Annotated in this window: 26 protein-coding genes and 3 pseudogenes; 22 read left to right on the top strand and 7 right to left on the bottom strand. The window is 60.8% G+C overall.

Going from position 1 to position 25870, the window contains the following annotated elements:
• Window positions 1-124: 124 nt before the first annotated feature.
• From M1E04_RS16790 to M1E04_RS16770, 5 genes are all read left to right on the top strand, one after another.
• A complete protein-coding gene (locus M1E04_RS16790) occupies window positions 125-328 on the top strand; it encodes a Com family DNA-binding transcriptional regulator (RefSeq protein ID WP_296311197.1) in 204 nt (67 codons plus the stop codon).
• Window positions 318-1490 carry a cellulase family glycosylhydrolase gene (locus M1E04_RS16785; protein WP_192134556.1) on the top strand — a complete coding sequence of 391 codons (1173 nt, stop codon included), beginning with the start codon at window positions 318-320 and terminating at the stop codon, window positions 1488-1490. The genes M1E04_RS16790 and M1E04_RS16785 overlap by 11 nt, the downstream gene beginning before the upstream one ends.
• 275 nt (window positions 1491-1765) lie before the next feature.
• On the top strand, window positions 1766-2083 hold the full coding sequence (locus M1E04_RS16780; RefSeq protein ID WP_192134554.1) for a phage holin, lambda family: 318 nt from the start codon (window positions 1766-1768) through the stop codon (window positions 2081-2083).
• Window positions 2080-2286: a hypothetical protein gene (locus tag M1E04_RS16775; RefSeq protein WP_192134552.1), complete on the top strand. Its 207-nt coding sequence runs from the start codon at window positions 2080-2082 to the stop codon at window positions 2284-2286. Before M1E04_RS16780 ends, M1E04_RS16775 begins: the two co-directional genes overlap by 4 nt.
• Window positions 2287-2312: 26 nt before the next feature.
• The gene (locus M1E04_RS16770) at window positions 2313-2738 is read left to right on the top strand and encodes a cell wall hydrolase (RefSeq protein WP_192134551.1); all 426 of its coding nucleotides are present in this window, start codon (window positions 2313-2315) and stop codon (window positions 2736-2738) included.
• Window positions 2739-2808: 70 nt separating this feature from the next.
• Here the strand turns inward: M1E04_RS16770 and M1E04_RS16765 are convergent.
• Together M1E04_RS16765 and M1E04_RS16760 are read right to left on the bottom strand one after the other, a co-directional pair.
• Window positions 2809-3408 (bottom strand): annotated as a pseudogene (locus M1E04_RS16765) (methyl-accepting chemotaxis protein); the annotation flags it as partial.
• A 306-nt stretch (window positions 3409-3714) separates the two neighbouring features.
• Window positions 3715-4434 (bottom strand): annotated as a pseudogene (locus tag M1E04_RS16760) (MCP four helix bundle domain-containing protein); the annotation flags it as partial.
• 263 nt (window positions 4435-4697) lie between these two features.
• Between M1E04_RS16760 and M1E04_RS16755 the strand changes: the two are divergent.
• Window positions 4698-5582: an EamA family transporter gene (locus M1E04_RS16755; protein WP_192134549.1), complete on the top strand. Its 885-nt coding sequence runs from the start codon at window positions 4698-4700 to the stop codon at window positions 5580-5582.
• Between the two features lie 119 nt (window positions 5583-5701).
• Here M1E04_RS16755 and M1E04_RS16750 read toward each other — a convergent pair whose 3' ends face one another.
• The gene (locus tag M1E04_RS16750; RefSeq protein ID WP_296311186.1) at window positions 5702-7189 is read right to left on the bottom strand and encodes a SulP family inorganic anion transporter; all 1488 of its coding nucleotides are present in this window, start codon (window positions 7187-7189) and stop codon (window positions 5702-5704) included.
• A 469-nt stretch (window positions 7190-7658) separates the two neighbouring features.
• Between M1E04_RS16750 and M1E04_RS16745 the strand changes: the two genes are divergently transcribed.
• Complete coding sequence (locus M1E04_RS16745) at window positions 7659-9881, top strand: TonB-dependent siderophore receptor (protein ID WP_456291748.1); 2223 nt, start codon at window positions 7659-7661, stop codon at window positions 9879-9881.
• Between the two features lie 50 nt (window positions 9882-9931).
• Here M1E04_RS16745 and M1E04_RS16740 read toward each other — a convergent pair whose 3' ends face one another.
• The gene (locus tag M1E04_RS16740) at window positions 9932-10660 is read right to left on the bottom strand and encodes an SOS response-associated peptidase family protein (RefSeq protein ID WP_192134543.1); all 729 of its coding nucleotides are present in this window, start codon (window positions 10658-10660) and stop codon (window positions 9932-9934) included.
• Window positions 10661-10758: 98 nt separating this feature from the next.
• On the opposite strand from M1E04_RS16740, the gene M1E04_RS16735 reads away from it, so the two are divergent.
• From M1E04_RS16735 to M1E04_RS16665, 15 genes and pseudogenes are all read left to right on the top strand, one after another.
• Window positions 10759-11199, top strand: coding sequence for a LexA family protein (locus M1E04_RS16735; protein WP_065989204.1), 441 nt, complete (start codon window positions 10759-10761; stop codon window positions 11197-11199).
• A gap of 113 nt (window positions 11200-11312) precedes the next feature.
• A pseudogene (locus M1E04_RS16730) lies at window positions 11313-12398 on the top strand (transglycosylase SLT domain-containing protein); the annotation flags it as partial.
• Window positions 12399-13463: 1065 nt separating this feature from the next.
• Complete coding sequence (locus tag M1E04_RS16725; RefSeq protein ID WP_456291747.1) at window positions 13464-14405, top strand: sigma 54-interacting transcriptional regulator; 942 nt, start codon at window positions 13464-13466, stop codon at window positions 14403-14405.
• A gap of 215 nt (window positions 14406-14620) precedes the next feature.
• On the top strand, window positions 14621-15529 hold the full coding sequence (locus M1E04_RS16720; protein WP_192134537.1) for a sigma 54-interacting transcriptional regulator: 909 nt from the start codon (window positions 14621-14623) through the stop codon (window positions 15527-15529).
• A 170-nt stretch (window positions 15530-15699) separates the two neighbouring features.
• Window positions 15700-16032 (top strand): hypothetical protein, encoded by a 333-nt coding sequence (locus M1E04_RS16715; protein WP_065989208.1) that lies wholly within the window; start codon window positions 15700-15702, stop codon window positions 16030-16032.
• A gap of 53 nt (window positions 16033-16085) precedes the next feature.
• On the top strand, window positions 16086-17132 hold the full coding sequence (locus tag M1E04_RS16710; RefSeq protein ID WP_456291746.1) for a type III secretion system effector HrpZ: 1047 nt from the start codon (window positions 16086-16088) through the stop codon (window positions 17130-17132).
• A gap of 41 nt (window positions 17133-17173) precedes the next feature.
• Window positions 17174-17548, top strand: a complete 375-nt coding sequence (gene sctI, locus M1E04_RS16705; RefSeq protein WP_065989211.1) for a type III secretion system inner rod subunit SctI — start codon at window positions 17174-17176, stop codon at window positions 17546-17548.
• 9 nt (window positions 17549-17557) lie between these two features.
• Window positions 17558-18361, top strand: a complete 804-nt coding sequence (gene sctJ / locus M1E04_RS16700; protein ID WP_369319888.1) for a type III secretion system inner membrane ring lipoprotein SctJ — start codon at window positions 17558-17560, stop codon at window positions 18359-18361.
• Entirely contained in the window at window positions 18361-18903 is a 543-nt protein-coding gene (locus M1E04_RS16695) for a type III secretion protein (RefSeq protein ID WP_456291745.1), read from the top strand. Before sctJ ends, M1E04_RS16695 begins: the two co-directional genes overlap by 1 nt.
• Before the next feature lie 37 nt (window positions 18904-18940).
• On the top strand, window positions 18941-19522 hold the full coding sequence (gene sctL / locus M1E04_RS16690; RefSeq protein ID WP_456291744.1) for a type III secretion system stator protein SctL: 582 nt from the start codon (window positions 18941-18943) through the stop codon (window positions 19520-19522).
• Between the two features lie 90 nt (window positions 19523-19612).
• Window positions 19613-19837: a type III secretion protein gene (locus M1E04_RS16685; protein WP_065989219.1), complete on the top strand. Its 225-nt coding sequence runs from the start codon at window positions 19613-19615 to the stop codon at window positions 19835-19837.
• Complete coding sequence (locus M1E04_RS16680) at window positions 19824-20252, top strand: type III secretion system chaperone family protein (RefSeq protein WP_192134524.1); 429 nt, start codon at window positions 19824-19826, stop codon at window positions 20250-20252. The genes M1E04_RS16685 and M1E04_RS16680 overlap by 14 nt, the downstream gene beginning before the upstream one ends.
• Window position 20253: 1 nt before the next feature.
• On the top strand, window positions 20254-22356 hold the full coding sequence (sctC, locus tag M1E04_RS16675; protein WP_065989224.1) for a type III secretion system outer membrane ring subunit SctC: 2103 nt from the start codon (window positions 20254-20256) through the stop codon (window positions 22354-22356).
• Complete coding sequence (gene hrpT / locus M1E04_RS16670; RefSeq protein ID WP_074891941.1) at window positions 22353-22556, top strand: HrpT family type III secretion system protein; 204 nt, start codon at window positions 22353-22355, stop codon at window positions 22554-22556. The genes sctC and hrpT overlap by 4 nt, the downstream gene beginning before the upstream one ends.
• Window positions 22557-22558: 2 nt before the next feature.
• A complete protein-coding gene (locus M1E04_RS16665; protein WP_065989226.1) occupies window positions 22559-22918 on the top strand; it encodes a type III secretion protein HrpV in 360 nt (119 codons plus the stop codon).
• A gap of 812 nt (window positions 22919-23730) precedes the next feature.
• Here M1E04_RS16665 and sctU read toward each other — a convergent pair.
• From sctU to sctS, 3 genes are read right to left on the bottom strand one after another with little or no spacing between them, the layout of a single operon-like run.
• A complete protein-coding gene (gene sctU, locus M1E04_RS16660; protein ID WP_456291743.1) occupies window positions 23731-24807 on the bottom strand; it encodes a type III secretion system export apparatus subunit SctU in 1077 nt (358 codons plus the stop codon).
• Entirely contained in the window at window positions 24804-25598 is a 795-nt protein-coding gene (sctT, locus tag M1E04_RS16655; protein ID WP_065989230.1) for a type III secretion system export apparatus subunit SctT, read from the bottom strand. The genes sctU and sctT overlap by 4 nt, the downstream gene beginning before the upstream one ends.
• Window positions 25599-25865: a type III secretion system export apparatus subunit SctS gene (gene sctS, locus M1E04_RS16650; RefSeq protein WP_065989232.1), complete on the bottom strand. Its 267-nt coding sequence runs from the start codon at window positions 25863-25865 to the stop codon at window positions 25599-25601.
• Between the last annotated feature and the right edge of the window lie 5 nt (window positions 25866-25870).

Below are 25870 nucleotides of genomic sequence, written 5' to 3'. Positions count from 1 at the left end.
TCAGGCGGGTGCACTAACACCCACAGGGATCGCCAGATCGCAGGCTGTACCTGCAAACCAGCCGAGGCCCTTACTCTCCGCGCGAGCGGGGCGGAGCCTGGCAGAATCCAAAAGGCTTCGCGGAATGTTGAAAGATTGCAGATGTGGAAAGTGCAAAAGACTTCTCGCCCGTATCGGTGAGATGACGGAGCTCCAGATCAAGTGTTCCCGGTGCGGGACGTTGAATCATGTGAGGGCCACGTGCCCCGAGCTATCGCCTGTGAGCGACATGAATGCGGAATTCTCCGCTAAAAATCATTCGACTCAAGGTAATCAAAATGTCCAATAGCAGCTCAGTAATCGCCCAGCTCAAAAACATTCCTCTGGTAGGAATCAACCTGGGCTCGGTCGCCAATGCTGGTCAAATCCTTCCAGGTTCGGCCGGCACTCATTATCAATGGCCCACTCGGGACACCATCACTCACTGGGTGAAGAACCTCGGTGTGCGCCTTATCCGTTTTCCGTTCGAACTGCAGCGCGCCATTGAGCTGTCGACAATTGACGGTCTGCCAGGTCAAGGCGCGAACTTGAAGCAGGAGTTCGTGGACAAGTGGAAGGTAATGCTGAAGGCGATCAGCGATGACTCTAACGGTGAAGCCAGGATCATCCCCGATCCGCATCACTACATGCGCCTGCATCGCTACCAGACCGATGCGAATGGCCAACTGACCGGTCAGCTTTACCCAAGTAAAGAGGCGGGCAATCAAGACGGCTGGAAAATTACAGAGCAGGTTCTGATCCAGGACGGTAACTCCGTCGGTGGTGGTTCCTGGAGTGCGGTCCACTTGGCGAACTTCCACCAGAAGTTGGTCGTTGCATGCGATGACCCTATGGTTCTGGGTTGGGGTTTGGGCAACGAGCCCTATCCCAACCCCAACGCCGGCGCAAAGGACTACATTACGTCGGGCGACTTGGAAACCCTTTACATCAACACGATGAATACCGTGCTGAAGGCCCTGCGCAACAGCTCCAAAAAGCCAGTCTTCATATGTGGGCTGCAATTCGCGAGTGCCAAGGACTGGGCGGGTGTCTCGGCGAATCTACAGTCGAAGATTGTAGATCCGGCGAACTCTATCGTGTGGGAAGCGCACGCCTATGCTGACGTCGATGGCGGATCGAGCGGTGCCTACAACGGCGACAACACCCAAATTTCGCCGACGGCACTGCGCGACCAAATCGTGGGTCCGTTTCTGACTTACGCCAAAGCCAACAAGATGGCAGCATTCATCGGCGAGACTGGCATTCCACCAACGGATGCTGGCCGTACCGCGCTGAAGAATCTGCTCGACAAAGCCAAGGCTGAGAAAATCCCCGTCACCCTATGGGTCGCGGGTCCGGGCACTGACGGCGAGAAGATGAGCCTTGAAGCGAGTAACCAGGCGGCAACGGTTACGATGGTGAAGCCATACTTCGCTGAGCGCATCACTCAGTGGGGTTACGCGCAAGCCTAGGTCTGGCTGGTAGAGCCTGAGCCTCCCATTCCGGGAGGCTCTCCTTCCCATTCTTTCAGCGACCGAGGGTGTGACACCCGATCCGGAACGCTACATAACAATACCCGCGCTGCTCCGACGGGCAGCGTGAACGACATGCACTTATTCAGAGCCTCGGCATTTGCCGGGGCTTTTTCGTATTCAGCCCCGCCACATTCATCGCTCCAAGTAGGGATTGCCGAGGGGCTGACCCATTCCCCGAGCCCGAGGGGGCGGACTGTCGGAGGTCGACGAAGATGCCGGAAAAAACACCTGACTTCTGGGCGCACGTCTGGCTGATCATCACGACGCCGCTCTGGCAGGGAGCGATCATGGCCGCCACCACTTCTCTGTTGCGCGTGCTCTATGAAGGCAAAGAAGCCAACAAATGGCGCGTCGTGCTTGAGGCGCTGATCTGTGGTGCGTTGAGCCTGTCAGCCAGCAGCGTCATCGAATGGATGGCCTGGCCGTCGAGTCTGTCCGTCGCCGCCGGCGGCACCATAGGGTTCATCGGCGTGACGGCGATCCGCGAGCTGATCATCCGGTTCCTCGGACGCAAGGCGGATTCGTTATGAGCCTTGGGGCCATTGTCGCCGTAGCCAAAGCGGGTTCCACATTGCGAGCCATTGCAGCCGCCGTGGTCATTGCAATCGTGCTGGGACTGCTGATTGCGCTCCAGCAGATTCGCGTTGTCAGTCTGCAGGGCGCCATCGCCCTCGATCGTGACGCGCGGCAGACCGCCCCCAAAAGCACATCCGATCGTCTAGCCCGCCGCTGAGCGGGTTTTTTGTCTGGAGAATAGCCATGACCGTCACTGATAGAGATCGCGACGTGCTCGCCCGCACGCTGTATGGCGAAGCTCGTGGGGAAGGGCTTGCCGGAATGCTGGCCGTGGCCTGGACGATCCGCAACCGCGTGAACGATGGACAAGAAAGGTCATGGTGGGGCGAGGGCTATGCCGGGGTGTGCCAGAAGCCCTATCAGTTCAGTTGCTGGAACAAGGGCGACCCGAACTATCCGTCCGTGAGCGGCGCGCGACAGATTCCGTTCCGCGAGTTGGCGCAGTGCCAAATCGCTGCCGACCAAGTAATCGACGGGAACGTGCCAGACCCCACCGGCGGGGCGACTCACTATTACGCGACCACTTTGTCGAGGGCTCCGGCGTGGGCAGCCAGCGCCAAGCCGACTCTGAAACTCGGGAGCCACATGTTTTTCAAGGACGTTCCGTGATCAGCGGCACAGTCATCTGCAAGCCGTTGGGGTAGGGAAGCCGGCTTCAGGGCGTCAAAGCAGCCATGGGCTAAAGCCGGAACTTGCCGACCATGTCGTTGAGTCGGACCGCGAGCGTCGACAGTTCGCTGCTTGCCTCCAACGTCTGTCTCGCGCCCTCGGTGCTTTGCATGGCCAAATCCCGAATGCTCACCAGGTTTCTGTCCACATCGCGGGCAACATGGGCTTGTTGCTCCGAAGCCGTCGCGATCTGCATGTTTCGTTCGTTGATTTCAAGGACTGCGTCGGTGATCAGGCGCAGGGACGAGCCTGCGTCTTTCGCAGAGGTCAGCGTGCTATGAACCTCCTGCCTGCTTTTGTCCATGGATTCCACCGCCGCGGCGGACCCTGACTGGACCTTGGTGATCATCTGCTCGATTTCCTGAGTAGACAGCTGGGTCCGGTGCGCCAGGGCTCGTACCTCATCTGCCACTACGGCAAAGCCGCGTCCTTGTTCCCCGGCGCGCGCCGCTTCAATTGCCGCGTTCAACGCGAGCAGGTTTGTCTGCTCGGCGATGGCGCGGATGACGCTCAGCACTTTCGTAATATCGTCAGCCTGACTGGCCAAGGCCTTGACCTGTACCACAGAGTTGTCCACGAGGTCGGCGAGGTTCGTCATGGCCGTCACCGTGTTGACGACCCGGCGGTTGCCCTCTTCGGCAGATGTGCTGGATGACTGCGCGGCCTCGGACGTCGAGTTTGCGTTTCTTGCGACTTCTTCCACCGCCGCACTCATCTCGGTGACCGCCGTGGCCGCCTGTTCGATCTCACTGTTCTGTCTTTGAAGTGTCCGGTCTGCGTTTTCGGTGATCGATGTCATTTCGACGGACGCGGTGCTCAGTTGGTCGGCCGCTCCCGATATTTCAGTCAGCGTGGTCTTCAAATTGCCGGCCATGAGATTGAGCGCAATCATCAGACTGGATATCTCATCCCGCCCTGTCACGGCGAGGACGCCGGAGAGGTCGCCCGTTGCGATTTTCTCCGCGAAGGTCAACGAACTGCCGACCGGCTTCACGATGCTTCGGGTCAGGGCATAAGCCAGGCCTATGGTGAGCACCGATGCACCCAGAACAACGGAGATAAGAACCATGATGCTGTGGTTGTAAACCTCTGCAGCGCGATGCCCGGCGTTGACGGCGTTCTGTGAATTAAGGTCGCGCAGCTTTGTGAGCTCTGCCTGATACTGCGTCGCGGTCTGCGCCTGTTCGTTGTTGGCGTAGTCCAGCGCGCTTTGATGGTCGGTTTTATTCAGCGAAATAATGTTTTTGACGCCAGCTATGTATTTCTCCATCAGGCCGTTCGCGGTTTGAAACTGCTTGTTATCTTCTTCGTCAGTAATCAGGTGTGCTCGGTAGTAGCCCGTCTTGTCTTCGAGCGTGGCGATGTCTTGAAAAATATTATCGGTGACTTTGCGTTGTGCGTCTGAGCCCGACACCGCCAGCGATCGTATGCTTTCCAGCCGGGTATGCAGCAGAGCGATCTGGATATCGTCAATCACCTGAATGCTGGGCACCACGTCGGTTTCCAGCTTTTGTTCAGTGGCACGCATTTCATCAATTTGAACGTAAGCGAACACGCCAAGGCCTAGCAGGATCAGCGTGATCAGACCGAAGCAGAGCAGCGCTCTGGTCGCAATTCTAAAGTTTTGTAGTTGCATGTGAGTTTCTCCGGAGCTCCAAAGGAAGGCGCTGAGGTCCGTTCCAGCGATCAGCGTGTCTGCCGGATTTTTGAATACTTAAGGTGCGTTCGGCGGATGGGCAGGCCTATGGCTAGCATGTCCGCGGGTTTGCTCAGTGCTAAATAATCAATTAACTAATTCTTCATTCAACGGTGCCAAGGCGTTTGCAAATGCAACAGACACGAGGCGATTATTGTTTCATCGGGCTCTCCCCAACTACCTGCCAACTCTTAAGGAACACCATGCCGTTTAAAGACCTTTGCCTGGCATTGCTGGTCATCATCGCGTGGGGTTTGAATTTCATCGTGATCAAATACGGGCTGGATGGCCTGCCGCCGATGCTGCTGGGCGCGCTGAGGTTCACGCTGGTTGCGATTCCGGCCGTGTTTTTCATCCGTCGTCCGCAGTTGCCCTGGTTCTGGCTGCTTGCGTACGGAGCGACCATTTCCTTCGGTCAGTTCGCCTTTCTGTTCGAGAGCATGGCCCATGGCATGCCACCGGGGCTGGCCTCCCTGCTGCTGCAGGCGCAGGCGTTCTTCACGCTGCTGTTCGCGGCGATCTTCATCGGTGAGAAATTACGCGTCTATAGCGTGGCGGGTTTGCTCATCGCCGCAGGCGGATTGACCCTTATCGGCATGGGCACAGGGGCTGCGACACCGCTGCTGGCGGTGTTGCTAGTGTTGTGCGCGGCCTCGATGTGGGCGTTGGGCAACATCATCACGCGCCGGTTCGGCAACGTCGATCTGGTTGCCCTGGTGGTATGGGGTGCGATTGTTCCGCCACTACCGTTTCTCGCCATGTCGCTGTGGCTGGAGGGGCCGGCGCTCATTGAGCATTCATTGCTCAACCTGAGTTGGAGCTCGGTGCTGTCGCTGGCTTATCTGGCCTTCGTCGCCACGCTCTTCGGCTACATCAGCTGGAGCAAGCTGCTGTCTCGCTACCCGGCGGGCAAGGTCGCGCCGTTTTCCCTGCTGGTGCCGGTGGTCGGCCTGAGTTCCTCAGCGTTGGTGCTGGGCGAGCGACTCAGCGTGCTGCAATGCGCGGGGGGTGTGCTTGTGATGTTGGGTCTGACAGTCAATTTGTTGGGCCCCAAATTATTCGGTGGAGGGCGACGCGCGGTGGCTTGATGACGCGCGACGCCGGATCACTTTCGCAAACCACGCGTATCCATTGCAGCGCTGCGTCTCTGCGCAGCGCAGGCCGTTGCCAAGCCTTCCCGGCGTCACTGCTGACCGTTTTGCTGCGGTCAGTGCCCCATTGGCGTCTCTAAACCGTCCGGTTTGTCATGAATGCCGAAGCGATCCACGAGAGTTGCACTGGCCTGGTTCATCCCGATGACATCCACCTGGACCCCCAGTCGACGAAGCTTGAGCACCACTTTGTCCAATGCCGCAACCGCCGTGATGTCCCAGAAGTGCGCGGCGCGAAGGTCAATGGCCAGCGTCTCGAGGGGCTCTTTGAGATCAAAGGATCGGATAAACCTGTCCGCTGATCCGAAGAACACCTGACCGGTTACCTCATACGTGCGGTGAGGGTGCTCGGGATCACGGGTTGAGCTCACCTCGAGCTGATGGCCGATCTTGTTTGCGAAGAACATTGCCGCCAGCAAGGTACCCGCCACAACGCCGAAGGCCAGGTTGTCGGTGGCGACCACGACCACGACCGTCACCACCATAACGATGTTGGTTGAAAGCGGGTACTTGTTGAGGTTGCGGATCGAGTCCCAGCTGAACGTACTGATCGACACCATGATCATCACGGCCACCAGCGCCGCCATCGGGATTCTCGCAAGCCAGTCGCCGAGAAACACCATCATGACCAGCAGCGACACCCCGGCGCTCAGCGTCGACAGTCGGGTGCGGCCGCCGGATTTCACGTTGATCATGGACTGCCCGATCATTGCGCAACCCGCCATGCCGCCTATCAGGCTGGACGCGATGTTCGCGATGCCTTGCCCCTTGCACTCGCGGTTCTTGTCGCTGGAGGTGTCAGTCAGGTCGTCGACGATGGTCGCGGTCATCATCGACTCCAGCAGCCCTACGACCGCCAGGGCGGCAGAGTAGGGCAAAACGATCAGCAGGGTGTCGAGGTTCAGCGGCACGTCCGGCCACAGAAATATCGGCAGGCTGTCAGGCAACGATCCCATGTCGCCTACGGTGTGTACGGTCAGTCCCATCGAGATTGAAATCGCGGTGAGTACGATAATGCACACCAGCGGCGAGGGGAGCAGTTTCCCCAGCACCGGCAGTCGTGGAAACAGGTAAATGATGGCCAGCCCGCCCGCCGTCAGGGCATAAACCGGCCAAGTCACTCCTGTGAGTTCCGGCAGTTGGGCCATGAAAATCAGGATCGCCAAGGCGTTCACGAACCCGGTCACGACGGAGCGGGAGACGAAACGCATCAGCTCACCCAGGCGCAGATAGCCGGCGATGATCTGAAGCACTCCGCACAGCAACGAAGCTGCCAGAAGGTATTGAAGGCCATGGTCCCTGACCAGATTGACCATAAGCAGGGCCATCGCACCGGTCGCCGCCGACACCATCGCCGGGCGGCCGCCGACGAAAGCGATGACGGTGCAGATGCAGAAAGAGGCATACAGGCCGACCTTAGGGTCGACGCCTGCAATGATGGAGAAGGCGATCGCCTCGGGGATGAGGGCCAGCGCAACAACGAGTCCAGCGAGTACGTTCGCTCTGGCGTCGGACAGCCAGGCGGTTCTGATGTTTTCAAACATTAATTCACCCAGGGCAGGCACGGCATGACGCACAGCGGCGGGCGCTGGGCGATACACGTGTGTCTGTTTCAATTGAGTTGTGGATTAGCCGCGGACAGAAAATCAGGCGCAGCAGGATTCGACCGCAGTCAGGTGGCGGTCAGGGTCAAGCGAGGGGGGCGTAGCGCTAAGGCGGCGTAGGCAGCCAGTTGGAACGGGGCAAGGTAGTACCTTTGGTTATTCATCGTGAGACATGGGCATGATAGTTGTGATCTCGCCGCCCGGTCCAGACTGAATTCGCCCGAGCCGACTGATGGACATAAGAGCAGTAAAAACAAATCACACGCTTTAACAAATGGAAACGGTTTGCATTAACAATTTATAAAAAGGTTGTTACGATCGGCGCCCTCATAGCTTTTCGCCATGTGGAACGTCGCTCATCAGGGTGATGCGCCGCAGATCAGCTCTCGCCCTTTCCAGGAAGCACCCGATGCTACGTCCCGCCCTGCCAGCCTTGTCGGCACTTGTTGCCCTTGGTTTCTCCAGCCATTCCTTCGCAGCGCCGACGCAGCAGAATTTGCCGGATCAGCCACCGGTAACATCGCTCGCTCAACCGGGCAGTGCCAGCAGCAATTTGGCGTCGGGCGCCGTCGCGCTGGAAGGCTTGAGCATCAACGCCGATTACGGCATTGCGGGGCAGGCGACCACGGAGAGTTCGGGCTCTTACACAACGGGTTCCATGAACACGGCAACCAAGCTGCCGCTGTCGATTCGCGAGACGCCGCAGTCGGTGAGTGTGATCACCCGCCAGCGCATGGACGATCAGGGCATGAATGACCTGAACGACGTGGTGAAATACGCGCCCGGCGTGACGTTGCACCGAACGGCGTCGGACCGTCAGGAGTTTCTGGCGCGCGGTTTCAAGATCGACAACATCATGTACGACGGCCTGCCGAGCAGCATCAGCGCCTACACCCAGGACGTGATTTCCGGCGCGGATCTGGCCATGTATGACCGCGTCGAAGTGGTTCGCGGGGCGACGGGCCTGATGACCGGCGCGGGCAGCCCGGCGGCGACGTTGAACCTGGTGCGCAAGCGCCCGACCGCCGTGCCGCAGGTCAGTGTCACCACCAGCGCCGGCAGTTGGGACCGTTACCGCACCGAGGTCGATGCGTCGAACAAGCTCAACGATTCCGGCACCGTTCGCGGCCGTGTGGTGGCCGCGTACGAAGATGACAAGAGCTTCTCCGATATCCGCAAAAATCAGCGGCAGACCTTTTACGGGATTCTCGAAGCCGACCTGAACGACTCGACCACCTGGACCGTCGGCGCGTCCAAACAGCGTGACGACAACACCTCGGACTGGGGCGGTCTGCCCAGCGGCCCGAACGGCGAAGACCTGCACCTCAAGCGTTCGACGTTCCTCAGCAACGACTGGTCGTACTGGAACAAAGACAACATCATGTTCTTCACCGACGTCACCCACCGTTTCGACAACGGCTGGTCGGCCAAGCTGGCGGGACAGAAGATCTGGGCTGAAGCGGACACCTTCTCCAGCTACATCGGCAACTACGACGGTCTGGGTTTTCAGCAGTACCACGGCAAGTACCGCGACGACGATGACCAGACCAACCTCGATGCGTCCCTCAGCGGGCCGTTTCAGATGTTCGGTCGCGAGCATGAACTGGTCGTGGGCGTGAGCCACCGGCAGGAGAAATTTCACCAGTGGGGCGGCTGGACCGACGGCACGCCCATTGACCTCTACAACCCGACCCATTCACTGCCCAAACCTGACGTCGACACCAGCCTGTACGAAACCCGCAATGCCGCTACCGAAGAAGGGGTTTACGCCGTCGCGCGCTTGAACCCGATCGACCCCCTGCACGTCACCCTCGGCAGCCGCGTCAGCTGGTATGACTTCGACAACCGCGCCGGCAGCGGCGATTACAAGGTGGTCCGCGAAGTCACGCCCTACGCCGGCGTCATCTATGACCTGAACGACACGTACTCGGCCTACGCCAGCTACACCGAAATCTTCAAGCCGCAGACCGAGATGGATTCAGCGCGCTCGGTGTTGAAGCCAATGACGGGCAAGAACTACGAGATCGGCCTGAAGGGCGAATACTTCGACGGCGCGCTGAATGCCTCGGTGGCGCTCTTTGAAATGGAGCAGGAAAACCGGGCGTACCTGGTGCAGGACCAGAACTCCACTAATTGCCCGAGCTTCCCGGCGTCCAGCTGCTACGGTGCAGCGGGCAAAGTGCGCAGCCGCGGGATTGATACCGAACTGAGCGGCGCGCTGACGCCGGACTGGCAGTTCTCGGCGTCGTACACCTACGTGTTGAGCCAGTTTGTCGAAGACGGCACCAAAAGCAACGAAGGCAAACTGTTCGCCCCCGAGCAGCCGAAGCATCTGTTCAAAGCCGCGACCAGCTACACCCTGCCGGGCGAGCTGCACAAATGGCGAGTGGGGGCGGACGTGCTGGCCCAGAGCAAGACCTTCAACCGCGTTGGCGACGGCCAGGCCGATCAGGACGCTTACGGCATCGTCGGCCTGATGGCCGGCTACAAGCTGAACGAGCACTGGGACGGCCGGGTCAACGTCAACAACCTGTTCGACACCCGCTACTGGCAGGGCATTCCGATCGCGTCGGGTACCGGCGTTTACGGCGATCCGCGCAACCTGATGTTCTCGGTGAAGTGGACGCTCTGATCACTCCAAACCTGCCCCATTGAGTGCCGCGTGATCGCCATGTGCAGCGATCAAACGTTCTCGTCCTGATCCTCCGTCAGCAAATCGGGCCCGGCCAAGGGCTCGATCAACTGCGCACCCTCGTTGCGCACATTTCCGACCTCTTTGCCCACGGCATGCCAGTGAAAATCGCTGACCGGCCGGCAGCCTTCCTGGGCGATTTGCGCGAGCCGTGAGGCCGGTGTCTGCGGGTCGACCCATTCCCGTGCGAGCTCGGGCGTCAGCACCAGGGGGCGGCGGTCGTGGATGTCGAGCATGCCCGCGTCGCTCGCTGCGGTGATGATGACGAAGCCGTCGCGCTCATCCGGCTCAAGGCCAGGCCTGACCTGTCCCAAGGCGGCGAAGTACATCGGCCCCTGGTCGTTCAGATGGATGAAGTACGGCTGCTTGCGCTTCGAGTCGATCGGGTCTTTGACCCATTCGTACCAGCCATTGGCCGGGGCCAGGGCGCGACCGTTCGGCCACAGATCCTTGAAGAACTTGCCTGTCATGACCGTTTCGACCCGCGCATTGATCGGGTCGGGCCGTTTACCTTTGGCCCAGTGGGGCGACCAGCCCCAGCGCACTTTGTCGACGCTCAGGCCGTCAGTCACCGGGCGGATGATTTCGACGCGGGTGGTCGGCGCCACGTTGTAACGCTCGATGGGCCAGAGATCGTAGCCGTTGATCACCAACTGCTCTGGCGCAAGCGTCTTGAGGTAATGGTCCATTGGCTCGTAGATCGAGTAGCGTCCGCACATGTGTCACCCGTCGAATTTTCCTGCCTACAACATTGACCGCACGCGGCTGAGAACGTTAACTGTATATACGTACAGTTAACAAACACAAGGTCAGTCCCATGAGTGTCACCATCCTTGGCCGGTTGTCAGCGGCGGGCGAGCGGTTCCCCCTTTATGCCTTTCAAGTACCGGCGGGTTTTCCCTCGCCAGCGGCCGATCACATCGAGCGGCACATCTCGCTGGACGAGCTCTTCGACATCCGCGCGCCCCATGTCTATCTGGTCAAAATAGAAGGCGACAGCATGCAGGGCGCGGGCATTTATTGCGGCGATCTGGTGATCGTCGACCGCAGCCTGTATGCCGAGCATGGCGACATCGTCATCGCCGCGCTGAATACCGAGCCCGTCTGCAAACGCCTGCACATGCGTGGCAACGAGGTCATCCTCAAGTCCGAGAACACCAAATACCCGCCGCGCTACGTTATGGAGGGCGACGAGCTGCTGATCTGGGGCGTGGTGAAATACAGCGTTCGCGATCACGACAAGGTGATGCACTCGTGATGCAGAGGCTTTCTATATAAGGAAGGCGCGCAGGAGGGGTGTGACAGCACGGGCGTATTGGAACCATTCAAGCGCCCGTGCCACACAGCATAAACCTCTCAGGATGACCTCCCATGCCGCCTGCCTTCCGCCCGTATTCGGGCGTTTTGCGTGTCGTTCGACCGATGCGCATCGCTTCACTGACCGTCGCGGTGCTGTGTGCCGGGTGCCAGTCCTACGGCCCTCCCGAGGCGAGTACCGAACGCACGCCGCGCCTGGTGGCGGGGCTCCATCGCAGCGAAGAGCCGTTGGCTTACTCGCGGCCGACGCAACCCTACGACGGCAGTGATATCTGGCAGCGAATGGGGCAGGATTTCCGCCTGGCCGACGACAATGGCGTCAATGAACGCATCGTGCGTCAGCGCAACTGGCTGCTGGGCAATGCAGGGTTCATCCGCAACGCCAGCCAGCGGGCCAGCCCGTATTTGCACTTCATCGTCGAAACCCTCGACCAGCGCGCGATGCCGGCGGAACTGGCCCTATTGCCGATCATCGAGAGCGCCTACAACCCCAAGGCCAATTCGATCCGTGACGCGGCCGGGCTGTGGCAGTTCATGGCGGCCACCGGGCGCGATTTTGACCTGCGCCAGACCGCCTGGTACGACGGCCGCCGGGACGTCGTGGCTTCCAGCAAAGCGGCGATGGATTACCTGACGCGTCTGCATGGCCAGTTCGGTGGCGACTGGTTGCTGGCCATGGCCGCCTATAACGCAGGGGAGGGCACGGTGAGCCGGGCTATCGACGCAAATCAGCGGCGAGGGCTACCCACCGATTACTGGCACCTGAGCCTGCCGAAGGAAACCCAGGATTATGTGCCGCGCCTGCTGGCGCTGTCGTTGCTGGTGCGCGAACCCGAGACCTATGGCGTGAAACTCAGCCCGGTGGCCAACGCGCCGTATTTCACGGAGCTGGAGCTGGCGCGGCCGGTGGATCTGGAGCGCCTCGCTGTCAGCGCCGGCATCGATCGCTCGGTGCTGTTGAACCTCAACCCGGCATTTCTGCGCAAAAAAACAGCCGACGGACCCTCTCGCCTGCTCGTGCCTCGCGACCAGTTCGAGCAGCTTTCCGCCACTCTGGACAAAATGACCGACGACGTCGTGCACGGTAACGAGGCACTGGCGGTCACGACTGCCACGGCGTCAGCGGGAATTGTGCGCCCCTGAGGCGACGCCTCAGCCGTGAGGTTGTCCGCTTCGGGCCCACTTTTGGCAGCAATGGGCTCGCCGTGTACCGGCGCAGACACACATCCGCCCGCCTGCTTTGCACGTCCCATCGACCCGGATGAGCCGGGTCAGACTTATTCACACAATGAATTAACGAAAATTTCACCGAACTTTGCCGGCGTTTTGTAAAAACGCCGATACATCATGGCCAGTCGCCTTCGAAGACACAATTCGAAACATCCACTGCCCTAGGTTGATGAGCCTTTTGGCTCGTTGAGCAGTGCCTGGCAGATCATCCTGCGCGGCGAGGATTAGTTGGATCCCATTACCGAATCGTTATTGATCCGCAAACCTTTGCTTCGCTGTTAATAGTTCAAATCATGATAGTCGGTATGTCCGACCCGCTAAACGCAAGGGGTTTGGACCTATACGCGAGAGTACAGTAAAGCGTGTTCGGAAAACCGACTTGGCTCAGTCGGATTTCCGAACGGAGTTAAACTAGCCTTCCTTGAAACTAATAATTCAGGTGTCAATGATAGGGTCGCTTTAAATAGGTGGGTGACGTTATATAAGTTATAAAGGGGCGGGATATATAAGTCAGGCGATCAAGTAAGTTCGCATTACTTGTCCGGGACGAGCGAATATTAAATAGGCGGTGGTCGAGCGCGCGCGAGGAATGACAATAAGTTTGAAACGGCATGAGTCAGCGTGCTGGCTTGTCAACCGGTTCGCCGCCGCCATAGCGATGAGGGGAAGACAAAGGGGACGCACCATGGCAGAGCATAACCTGATGATTGTTAAGCTATTGTGATGCAGGCGCCAGGCTGGCCGGGCCGTTGGACGCCTCCGACGCTTCATCGTCCAGTCGGGGGCAACGGATGATTTTAAATAGTCGTTTGAATGTTTTGCGGATAATTAGTTGTCTTCGTCAATAAAGTCAAAGTGCTACCACTGGTCGCGTGTGAAGTAGGTCTCGCGACGTCGGGGAACTAAATTTAATTGTGGCTGCCTTTGTAATGCGTGGTATTAATAAATCGCTTGCTCCCACTACGAGAGGTATCGATGAAAGAAGAAATCGATGTAAGCGACTGTTCCTGTCCGCCAGAAAATGTGGCGCTGGATATCCAGCAGATAGCATTGAATACCGCAAACCTGAGTATGGATTTGCTGCTGTGCGGGGAGACAGGAACAGGCAAAGACACGCTGGCCAAACGTATTCATGACTTGTCCGGTCGGACAGGTTCTTTCATCGGTATGAACTGCGCGGCTATTCCGGAATCCCTCGCGGAAAGTCAGCTGTTCGGGGTCGTGAACGGCGCCTATACCGGTGTCAGTCGGTCTCGGGAGGGGTACATCGAAGCGGCCTGCGGCGGCACGCTGTACCTGGACGAGATCGACAGCATGCCGCTGAGCCTGCAGGCCAAGCTGCTGCGGATTCTGGAAACCCGGGGCATCGAGCGCCTGGGGTCGACCGACTTCATTCCGGTGGACCTTCGTGTCATCGCTTCGGCGCAGCGCCCTCTGGATGAACTCGTGGAACAAGGGCTTTTTCGTCGCGACCTGTTTTTCCGGCTCAATGTGCTGACTATTCAAATGCCAGCCTTGCGCAAGCGTCGCGAGCAGATCCTGCCATTGTTCGACCAGTTCACCCAGCAAGTCGCCGCCGATTTTGGCTGCCCGGTTGCCGAGCTGGACAATCGCCTGGTGCAGGTCCTGCTCAGCCACTCATGGCCCGGCAACATTCGCGAGCTGAAGTCGGCCGCCAAGCGGTTTGTGCTGGGGTTCCCGCTGCTGGGCGGCGATGCGCCTGCGGACCGAGACCTGGAAACCGGCCTGAAGACCCAACTGCGCGTCATCGAAAGGATGCTCATCGAAGACGCACTCAAGCGTCACAAACACAGCATGGAAGCGGTGGTGCAGGAGCTCGAAATTCCTCGGCGCACCTTGTACCACCGGATGAAGGAGCTGGGGATGAATGATGCTGAAGAAGCGGTGATTTCGTAGGACCGTCTTCAGCCGGGAAGGGGCCGGTGTGAAAGGCATGAGATGTGTGGTGTGACGCCTGACGCCTTCCCGGCTAAAGCCGGTCCTACAAACGCGAGTTCCGCCCTGAGCCCCACAAATACCTGCCTCACCAAGCGCGCTGTTTCGCAATGGACGCCTCGCAGCCAATCTCGCGCAGCCAATGTCGCGTAACCCTGAGATACCAGAGGTCGTGGATGAGTGTGTACGAGTTATTCGATGAGCAACTGGAGGACGACCATCAGGTGCCGAACCTGCGGGTGGTGGCCCGCAGTCTCGGCCAGTTGGGGATCGACCTGCTGCTGTCAGGCGAAACCGGGACTGGCAAGGACACCGTCGCCAGCCGGATTCATGCGCTGTCCGGCCGCAAGGGCCGGCTGGTGGCGATGAACTGCGCGGCCATCCCGGAATCCCTGGCCGAGAGCGAACTGTTCGGCGTGGTCAGCGGCGCCTACACCGGTGCCGATCGGGCCCGGGTTGGCTACATCGAAGCGGCCCAGGGCGGCACGTTGTACCTCGACGAGATCGACAGCATGCCCTTGGCCCTGCAAGCCAAACTCCTGCGGGTGCTGGAAACGCGCTCCATCGAACGCCTCGGCTCGACATCACCCATTGCCTTGGACGTGTGCGTCATCGCCTCGGCTCAGCGCTCCCTTGACGAGATGGTCGAACAGGGACGTTTTCGCCGGGACCTGTATTTCCGCCTGAACGTCTTGACCGTGACCCTGGCGCCTTTGCGCGAGCAGAGGGCGCGCATCCTGCCGTTGTTCGCGCGTTTTGCTGAAGCCGCGGCGCAGGAATCGGGTGTTCCGATGCCCGAGACCACTGGCGTGCTGCGCCACGTCCTGCTCAACCACGACTGGCCGGGCAATATCCGCGAACTGAAATCAGCCGCCAAGCGTCACGTCATGGGCTTTCCGCTGCTGGGCGGGGAGGCCAGCGAAGAGGGCGAATCATCGGGCCTGAGATCGCAGTTGCGGGTCATCGAAAAAGCGCTGATTCAAGCCGCGCTCAAGCGCCACAACAACAGCGTCGATGCCGTGAGCCAGGAGCTCGAAATCCCCCGTCGGACGCTCTACCACCGCATGAAAGAGCTCGACGTCTGACCTCCGTTTATCCCGCTTTCTCTGGCGACACACCCTGCGTTCAAACGGCCAGATCCGCAGCGTCCCCGCCTGCTACGAACTTTATTGAGCGACATGGGAACCGATCCTGAGGTCCGGGCCACCCATTGGCACCAAGCACTTTCGCTGGTGATGACTCAGGAGTGTTCGACATGCCAAATCCAATAGCAATGGTCGGTGGCCTCGCCAACAGCTTTATCACTGGCGCCGGGCAGGCGACTCAGCAGGGCGCCAACGCTGTGACCAAAGTCCAGCAGGAAGGCCAGATCACGGATTCCGCTGCCCCTTCCAAGGCCGAAGCGGCACAAAACGCCGCTACCGAAAAGGCCGATGCCAGCCAGGCGCGCCTGATTGCCATGCAGACCGAAGCCGACATCCGCAAGCAGACCAACGATGTCCTCAGCGCCATCCGTTCCGGCAAGGAAGACAGCGCCAACAAGGCGATCAGTGCCGAAGCGCAGAACGCCAAGGGCATCAGCTACTGATCGGTCCGAGCGCCCCCTGAAAAGGGGGGCATCCACCTAAGGATGGAGGTTTCATGCTAAGTCTCAATGCCAATACCAATCCGCTGCAAAACCTGCACATCGGCACCGTGGCTTCCCAGCCGACGTCAGGCGGCGACAAGACCCCGCAGTCGCTGAAGGACGTCATTGATCAGCTGGCTCAGGCGCTGACCAAGGACGGGCACCTGGACAAGGAATCGCCGCTGGGCCAGATGGTCGGCAAGCAGATGGAGAAGAACAATCCGTTGGCGTCCCTGATCGGCGGCAATCCGGACATGATCAAGGCGGCGCTGGGCGACCTGATCAAAGACAAGCTGGGCGACAATTTTGGTGCTGCCGCCGATGCAGGCCAGGCGGGTGCCGGCGCGCCGGACCTGATGTCAAAGACCCTCAACGGTCTGGCCAAGGCCTCACTGGACGACCTCCTGACCAAGACGGACAAAGGCACCACCTTCTCCAAGGGCGACATGCCGCTGCTGGAAAAAATCGCTGAATTCATGGACCAGCGCACGGCCCAGGATCCGGTCAAATTCCCGGCACCGGACTCGGGCTCCTGGAAGATTGAGCTCACGGCTGAGGGCGACAACTTCCTCGACGGCAAAGAGACCGCTGATTTCCGTTCTGCGCTCGACTCTCTGGGCGGTCAACTCGATCAGCAACAGAACGGCCTCAGTGATGCCGGCGGCGGATCGCAGCTGAGCAGCCTTTCTCCCGCCGATCCATCGGGCGGCGCTATGCAAACCCCCGGCAGCGTGAATCAGGACCTCGGCCAACTGCTGGGCGATCTGCTCCAGAAGGGCGTCAATGCCAGCGTCGGCGGCGGCCTCGGTACGCCGATGAACGACGCGTCTCAGTCGGGCGGTGCCACCCAGAGCGTGACCCAGGACCTGGGGCAACTGCTCAGCGGCCTGATCAAGAAAGGGCTTGAAGCGGAACAGAACGGTGCCGGCGTCAACGGCGCAGGCGGGCAAAACCCGTTCGCCCAACAGGATCAGCAAAACACCCTGGCCCAGGCCGCTGCTGCCCTTGTCTCGGCATTGGTGGGCGGTGGCAACAGCAGCAATAGCAACAGCCTGTCCTGAACCGAGCTGCGCCCCTCGACACCGTCTGCCGGAGAACCCCCGTGACCCTTTCCAATGTCAACCAACTCAAATCGCCGTCCACCGATCTTGAGCCACGCCTGGATCAGGGACTGGTCAGCGGGCCTTCGCAGGCGGACGTCGATCTGTTCAACGCCGCCATGCGTCCCGAGCTGTCGATGCAGCAAAGCCATTTGTCCGAACAGATCGCCAGCGCGCTGTCGGAACGCCTTGGCGCCACTGACAAGCTGTCGCAGCAAGCGGCGCGCAAGATGAAACGGGCGTCCACCACCGACGACCCGCTGGAAATCTCCCAGATGAGCCGGTCGCTGTCGCAGTATTCGCTGCAAATGGCGCTGACCACCAAAGTCGTCAGCAAGAGCGCCCAGGCCCTCGATAAACTGACCAACCTGCAGTAGAGGCATGCCGTGAAATACCTGACTGCAGGACTGATCTGCCTGATGCTGCTGCTCAGCGGGTGCAGCGATGACACGGACCTGTTCACCGGGATGTCCGAGCAGGATTCCAACGACGTGATCGCCAGCCTCGCCGACCAGCACATCGACGCGCGCAAGCGCAGCGAGAAGACCGGTGTGGTCATCAGCGTGCCGACCGCCGAGATCAATCGCGCGGTGCGGATCCTCGATGCGGCCGGCCTGCCGCGTCGTTCGCGCACCAGCCTGGGTGAAATCTTCAAGAAAGAAGGGGTGATTTCCACGCCGCTGGAAGAGCGCGCGCGGTACATCTATGCCTTGTCCCAGGAGCTGGAAGCGACGCTGTCGCAGATCGACGGCGTGATCGTCGCCCGCGTGCATGTGGTGCTGCCTGAACGCATCGCGCCGGGCGAGCCGGTGCAGCCGGCTTCAGCGGCGGTGTTCATCAAACACACCTCGGCCCTCGACCCCGACAGCGTGCGCGGGCGTATTCAGCAGATGGTCGCCAGCAGCATTCCCGGCATGTCCGGCGAGCCCCTGGATTCGAAGAAATTCGCCATCGTGTTCGTGCCGGCGGCGGAGTTTCAGGACACCGAACGGCTGGTGAGTTTCGGGCCGTTTCTGGTCGACAGCGCCAACCTCGATTTCTGGAACCGCATGCTGTGGCTCGCGCCGTTTGCCGCGCTGCTGCTGATTGCCCTGATCGTGTTGGCCCTGCGCGGTGACTGGCGCGATGCGCTGTTGCAACGCATCGGCCTGCGCCGCAGTGCCCGGACGAGCATGCCGGTGAGGGCGTAATGCTCAGCGCCGAGGAGCACTGGATTCGCTGGTGGTGTGCGCCATGGGAATGGGCCCATGCCGACTGGATCGACGTGTTCGCGGACCATTGCGGCGTGACGCGCGAGGATGGCACCGAGTTGCTCGGCACGCGGCACGACGTCTTTCTGCACAGCGTCGGCGTGGTCCCGAGCCAGCCGCCGCCGCCCGTTGACTCGATGATGCAATGGCTGCAACTGGATGACGCGCAACAGCAGCAGGCGCTGTCGTTGGCCGGCCGCATCTGTTTCGGCCAGGGCGGGCAGGCGAGCGCTGATCACGCCGGGCATGTGCATGAGCCCTGGTGCCGCGCCGTGGCCAAGGCGTTGCGGCCCGGTTTATGGCTGGACGCCTCGGTGAGCGATGCGCGCGTATTGCTGGCGGCGTGGGCGGGCGAGCCTTGCTGGTCACGGCTGCGCCTGTCGTGGGCGCCGGATGTGTTGCCGACGGCGTGCGCCGAGCTGCCCGAGAACAAGCTGCAAACCCTCTGGCACTCGGTGTTGTGGCGAGTGACGACGCCTTGATGATTGCCGTTACCTCATTGTATTTCAGGAGCTGAACATGCTCGCCAAGCGTCGTCTCGTGTTGTCTTCCTCCACCGTGCTGGTCACCGACATCCTCCGTCGCGAAGACCTGGCCAGTACCGTGCTCGCCGCTGAGGTGCTGGACAATGCCCGGGCAGAAGCCGAGCAGATTCTGGCCGCCGCCCACGCCCAGGCGCAGCACGAAAAGGATCAGGCGCTGGCGCAATTCTGGGACAGCGCCAACGGTTTTCTGCAGCACCTTGAGCAGCAGCGACTGGCCTTGGCCGAGGCGTCGATGGAGGCCGTGGAATCCCTGCTCAATGAGGCCCTTGCCGAGTTGCTCGACCAGACCACACTCGCTGAACGCAGCCGCGCCCTGATGCGCAATCTGGCTGCCGGACAGTCCGTTGAAACCACCGCCGTGCTCAGCGCCCATCCCGACATGCTCGGCAGCCTCGGCGAGTGGCTGTCGGCCAGTCGATTCGCCGGTCACTGGCAGGTCAAGTCCGACCCGGCCCTGGCGCCGCAGACCCTGCGCCTGAGCGACGCCAACGGCGCGTTCGACATCGACTGGGACAGCCTGCGCCGCGGGCTGGTGGGGTCTTCGGCGCCTTCATGAGATTTTCTTGACCCGGTTGTGACGGTTCATGGAACCGGAGCGGCCGCAGATTCCACTCAGGGGTTGAATCCCTCAGTTGGAGCCACCGGCATGATCAGTTTCAAATCCCTGCAAAACCACCTCGATCACTCCTATTCCCGCGCCCAGGACGACATGCAGGACGCCGCCGAAACCGCCTCGGAAAGCGGCACCATGGAAGACTTCCAGGCGTTCAGCGATGCCTCGCAGCAGACCAACGTCGCCAACATGATCCTCAACGAAGGGCTGCGCGCCAAACACGGCATCACCAAAGCGATCATCGATGGAATTCAGTGAATTCAGCGCGATCCTCGCTCAGTGGTGCGAGCGACGTCCGCTCGCACCACTGGACTGCTGGATCGACGACGCCAACGCGCGGCTGGCGGTGTCGGGCAACGGCATTCGCCTGAGCCTGGATGTGCTTGATCCCTACGACGGCAGCGACCCGCAACGCCTCGACGCGGTACTCGCCCAGGGCGGTGCCGGCGTGGCCTGTGCCTGTGAGGGCGGACTGGCGATCGACCCCGACACCCGCTGCGTGGTGTTGGTCAGCTGGATTCCCGACCCCTGCAATCCCACGCAACTGCTCGAACGTCTGGAGCGCCTGGCCAATCAGCGCGCCGCGATGCTCAGCCTCATGCAAACCTCGATTCGCAGCGCGACCGCCTCGTCGTCCCGCTCGACCCTCAAAACCTGGCAACCGGGAGTGTGAAATGCGCAAGGCCTTAATGTGGTTGCCTTTGCTGATGATCGGCATCGGCGCGCCGGCGCTGGCAGCGGTGCCTGACGCCTGGAAACACACCGCCTACGCCTACGATGCGCGGCAGACCGAGCTGGCTACTGCGCTGGCAGATTTCGCCAAGGAGTTCGGCATCGGCCTGGACATGCCGGCGATGCCGGGCACGCTGGACGGGCGCATTCGTGCGCAGAACCCTCAGGAATTCCTCGACCGGCTGGGTCAGGAGCATCACTTCCAGTGGTTCGTCTACAACGAAACCCTGTACATCAGCCCGACCAGCGAGCAGACCTCGGCACGGATCGAAGTGTCGCCGGAAGCGGTCGATGACCTGCAGCAGGCGCTGTCCGATGTCGGCCTGCTGGACAAGCGTTTCGGCTGGGGCGCCTTGCCCGACGAAGGGGTGGTGCTGGTGCGCGGTCCGGCCAAGTACGTCGACTTCGTGCGCAGTTACAGCAAGAAGGTCGAGGCACCGGAAAAAGCCGAGAAGCAGGACGTCGTGGTCCTGCCGCTGAAGTACGCCAACGCCGCCGACCGCACCATTCGTTATCGCGATCAACAGCTCACCGTCGCCGGCGTCGCGAGCATTCTTCAGGAGCTGCTGGAAAGTCGCTCCCGTGGCGAATCCATCAACGGTGTCAACCTGCTGCAAGGGCAGGGTGGTACAGCCGGATCCGGAGGCGGCACCACGTCGTCGGGCCTGAATTACGGCGGCATGGAAGGCCAGGGTTTCGACACCGGCGCCATCGAACAGGGGCTGGACCGCGTGCTGGGATCCCGTGGCAAGCGCGGCGGGTCCTCCAGTGAAGAGAAGGGCCGTTCGAAGATCCGCGTCAGCGCCGACGTGCGCAACAACTCGGTGCTGATCTATGACCTGCCCAAACGCCGGGCGATGTACGAGAAGCTGGTCAAGCAACTGGACACGCCGCGTAACCTGATCGAGATCGACGCGGTGATTCTCGACATCGACCGCAACGAACTGGCGCAGCTGTCCAGCCGCTGGAATTTCAAGGGCGGCAGCGTGAGCGGCGGCGCCAACCTGTTCGAGCAGGGCACCAGCACCACGCTGTTTATCCAGGATGCCGGTAAATTTTCGGCCGACCTGCATGCCCTCGAAGGCAACGGCGCGGCGTCGGTGATCGGCAATCCGTCGATTCTGACCCTGGAAAACCAGCCGGCGGTGATCGACTTCAGCCGTACCGAATACCTCACTGCCACTTCCGAACGCGTCGCCGACATTCAGGCCATCACGGCGGGCACCAGCTTGCAGGTGATTCCGCGCTCCCTGGACCAGAACGGCAAATCCCAGGTGCAACTGATCGTCGACATCGAAGACGGCCAGATCGACACCTCGCAAATCAACGAAGATCAGCCGGCGGTGCGCAAGGGCAACGTCAGCACCCAGGCGGTGATCGCGGAGCATGGCTCCCTGGTGATCGGCGGATTCCACGGGCTGGAAACCACCGACAAGGTCAACAAGATCCCGCTGCTGGGCGACATTCCGGTGATCGGCAAGCTGCTGTTCCAGTCCCGCAGTCGCGAGCTAAACCAGCGTGAGCGCCTGTTCATCCTGACGCCTCGGCTGATCGGCGATCAGATCAATCCGGCGCGCTACGTGCAGAACGGCAACCCCCACGATGTCGATGACCAGATGAAGCGCATCAAGGAACGTCGCGACGGTGGTGAACAACCGACCCGCAGCGATGTGCAGAACGCCTTCACCCAGTTGCTCGACGGCGTGACCCCGGTGGGCTTCAACAGCGGCGAGACCCTGCCGTTCGAAGCCGACAGCCTGTGTGATCCGGGCGTCGGCCTGAGTATGGATCGCCAGCGTTCCCAGTGGTTTACCCGCAAGGACTGGGGCATCGCGGTGGTCGTGGCGCGCAACACCACCAGCAAGCCGGTGCGCATCGATGAAAGCCGCTGTGGCGGTCGCTGGGTGATGGGTGTCAGCGCCTGGCCCCATGCGTGGCTGCAGCCGGGGGCGGAGAGTGAAATCTACATCGCCCTGCGTCAGCCGCAGGTGTCGAGCAAGGCCAAACAGAACCGACCTTCGCTGCTCAAGGGGGCTACACGATGAACCTGCGCGGTTTGCTTTTGCTGTTTCTGGTCACTGCCACGTTGGCGGGGTGTGCCACCCATGGGTGCTCGGGTTATTCGTGCAAGCGGCCAGATTCCAATGACCGGGAGTTGGTGATCTGGTGGCCGCCGGACATGCGTCAGGGGATTGATGAGCGTGACCATGAGCAGGATTTTACTGTGGTGCCATTAAAGGACTGAGCATGATTCGGGTATCGGAAAAAGCAGCGTTTTATGCCCACGTCGCCGCTGAGCGTGCGGCGATCTGGCCGGTGGCGACGGGCGTGGCGTTTGTCAGTCGACGTGAGCATCGGGACTGGGGCATTGCGTTGCATATCGAGGGCCGGGCCTTGCGTCCGGAGCAGTTGCGCGATGCGTTGGAGCGGCGGTTTTCGCAGGCGGAGTTGTTTAACGATTTCTTTTTGTTTTTGGATGTTCAGCGGGATTTTGTGGTCTGGCATGCGGTGCCCGATGCGCAGGGGGCGGCGGTGAGTCTGGACAGTATTCGCCGGCAGGAGCTGGAGCTGGCGGGGTTGGGGCATCTGAGTGATGCTTTGCAGTAATTCAAGATCAAGATCAAGGGCGTCTGCCTGGGGGCAGACGTTTCGCCTTCGGCGAGTTACTTGGAAAAGCACCCCAAGTAACCAAGGGTGCTTGCTCCTGGTTAGGTTCCTCCTTCGTCGGAATACCCTCACTTCGACGACGCTCCGTGGGCCCGCGCCGAACGGACATCCATGTCCTGACGGCGCTCTCGCCGCATCCATGCGGCTCGGCCCACTGCGCGTCGTCTGCGTTCGGCCTGCACCCAAGTCGCGATTGGCGGTGACTGAGCCTTTTGCGTAGGAAGATCAAAAGCGCGCTTACGCTTAGTAGGACCGGCTTTAGCCGGGAAGAGGCCAGTGCGGCCACCACCCATTTCACTGGATGCACGCGCTGCTTTTTTGTGGGACCGGCTTTAGCCGGGAAGAGGCCCGCTCAGGCGCTGATATTTGATCGTTCCCACGCTCCAAGTGGGAACGATCAAAAGTGGCCGCAACCTCGACCGTAGTACCGGCTTTAGCCGGGAAGCCTTTGCTTTTGCTTTTGCTTTTGATCTTCTACGCAAGAAGTCCAAACGACACAAAACGCGACTTCGGTGCAGGCTGAACGCAGGTCTCGCGCAGTGGGTCGAGCCGCATGGATGCGGCGAGAGCGCCGTCAGGGCATGGATGCCCGTTCGGCGCGGGCCCACGGAGCGAGACCGGAGTGAAGGAACCCTGACGAAGGAAGGGCCCAACCAGGAGCACAAGCCCTTGGTTACTTGGGGCTTTATCAAGTAACTCGCCGAAGGCGAAACAGTCTGCCCCCAGGCAGACGCTGTTGATCTTGATCCTGATCAAACATCGTCAATTCGAATGACCTCGTCCGGAACGTCCTCAAGCTGCCGCACGATCTGATAAATATTCGCCACCGCCAACAGCGTCGTGCGCGGGATGTACTTGCCGGCCTTGACCTTATAAAGCGTCCGCGCCAGCCAGATACTCTGCACCACCGGAATCCCCGCCTTCTTCGCCCTCGCAATCAACGCCAGCGCCTCATCATCCTCACCCTTGCAATGAATCTGCGGCAGCGGCGTCGTGCCCGGCCGGTAATACAACGCCACCGCATAATGCGTCGGATTCACCACCACCATGTCCGCATCCTCCACCGGCTTGGCCGGCGCAGTCGGTGCCTGGTTCAACAACTCATGGGCCAGCTGCCGACGATGCCCCTTCACGTGTGGGTCACCCTCGGCCTGCTTGTACTCCTTCTTGATGTCCTCATGGCTCATCCGCAGCTTCTTCGCGTGGAAATACTTCTGCAGCGCAAAGTCCACCGCGCCGATGACCAACAGCAACCCCAGCGTCGCCCGCAAAATGTGCCGGAACACCTCCAACAGCGCATGCCAATACGTCGTCAGGTCCGTGCTCGACAGCAAAATCAGCGTGCCCAGCGACGGCTTCACCACCACGTACAGCGTCACGGCGATGGCCGTGGCTTTCAAAACGCTGAGCAGCAAGGTCGTCAGGCTCTGCGCCGAGAACATCTGCTTGGCGTGGGCGAAGGGGTTGAGCTTGTTGAAGTCCAGCTTCAATGCCTTGGGCGCAAACAGGAACCCGATCTGTATCCAGCTGCCCACCAGCCGCATCAGCATCGCGATGCCGACACTGCTCAGGATGAAGCCGATCAACACGCTCGCGCCCTCGCTGGCGACCTGCTCGACGGTGTGCATGAAGGGCTGGCCAACCCCCTTAAACGACAGGTTCAGCAAGTTCAGCAAGCGCGCGACGCTTTCATCCGCCAGGCCCAGGGTCACTTCGCTGACGACCAGCAGCACCAGCAGTTTGCTCAGGTCCTGGCTTTGCCCGACCTGACCCTTTTCGCGGGCGTCGCGCACCTGTTTGGGCGTGGCTTTTTCGGTTTTTTCGCTCACGGCATATGCACCAGTTGACCGAGCAAATGCTTCAGGTCGGCGAGTTGCATGATCTGGCCGTTGCCCAGTTCCAGCAGCGTCGGCAGGTAGATGAGCAGGAACGCGATGCCCGCCATGCTCTTGGCCGGCATGGCCAGGATCGACACGTTCAGTTGCTGCGCGTACAGGCCGATGATCGCCAGCGCGGCCTCGATCAACAGCAGCAAACCAATGAACGGCGCGGCGTAGAGCATCATGTGCTGGAGGGTCTGGTTGAGCTGTTCGAGAAACAGGTCCAGGCCGTCGACAGTCATGCCGGGCAGCCAGGCGGTGGGCGGCCAGACCTGATAGCTGTCCCAGATCACCTGCGTGATCAGCGACAAACCGCCGGACAGGATCACCAGCATGATCAACGTTTCCTGAAACAGCTCGCCCAGCGGCGTCGCGTCAGGCCCCAGCGCCGGGTTCAGCTGACCGCCGCTCAAGGCGCCGCGCTGGCTGTCGAGCAACGCGCCCACCGAGGCGAACATCCAGAACGGCGCATACAGCAACAGGCCGAGGAGGGTGCCGAGTACGGCCTCTTTGAGCAGCAGCGCGCCGATGGAAAACCAGTCGTCATTCATCCCCGACAGCGCGCGGCTGATGCTCGGCGCCGGCACCATCGACACCACCAGCACCACCGCGTAACGCAGCGGGCCCTTGAGGTATTTGAAGCAGAATGCCGGCACCAGAATCATGCACGGCAGGATGCGCGCCGCCGCCAGGCCCATGCCCAGCATCAGTTCGAACAGGCCCTGGGCGTCGAAGGGCATCTAGTGCGCGCCGCCGGACCGGGCGATCAGGTCGAAGGCCAGGTTGATGAACTGGATCAGCTCGACACCGATCCAGCGCCCGGTCATGGCCAGGGTCAGCCCAACGGCGGCGAGCTTGATGCCGAAGGGCAGGGTCTGGTCCTGGATCTGCATCAAGGCCTGCAGCAGCGAAGTGATGACGCCGACCAGCACGGCGACCCCCAACGGCGGCGCCGTGAGAATCACCACCAGAAACATGCCCTGCTTGAACAACGCCAGCGCTTCCATCACCG

It is taken from the genome of Pseudomonas sp. AK106 (assembly GCF_053903055.1).
Note: the sequence above shows the minus strand (reverse complement) of the source record. Positions and strands in the feature narration are given on the sequence as shown.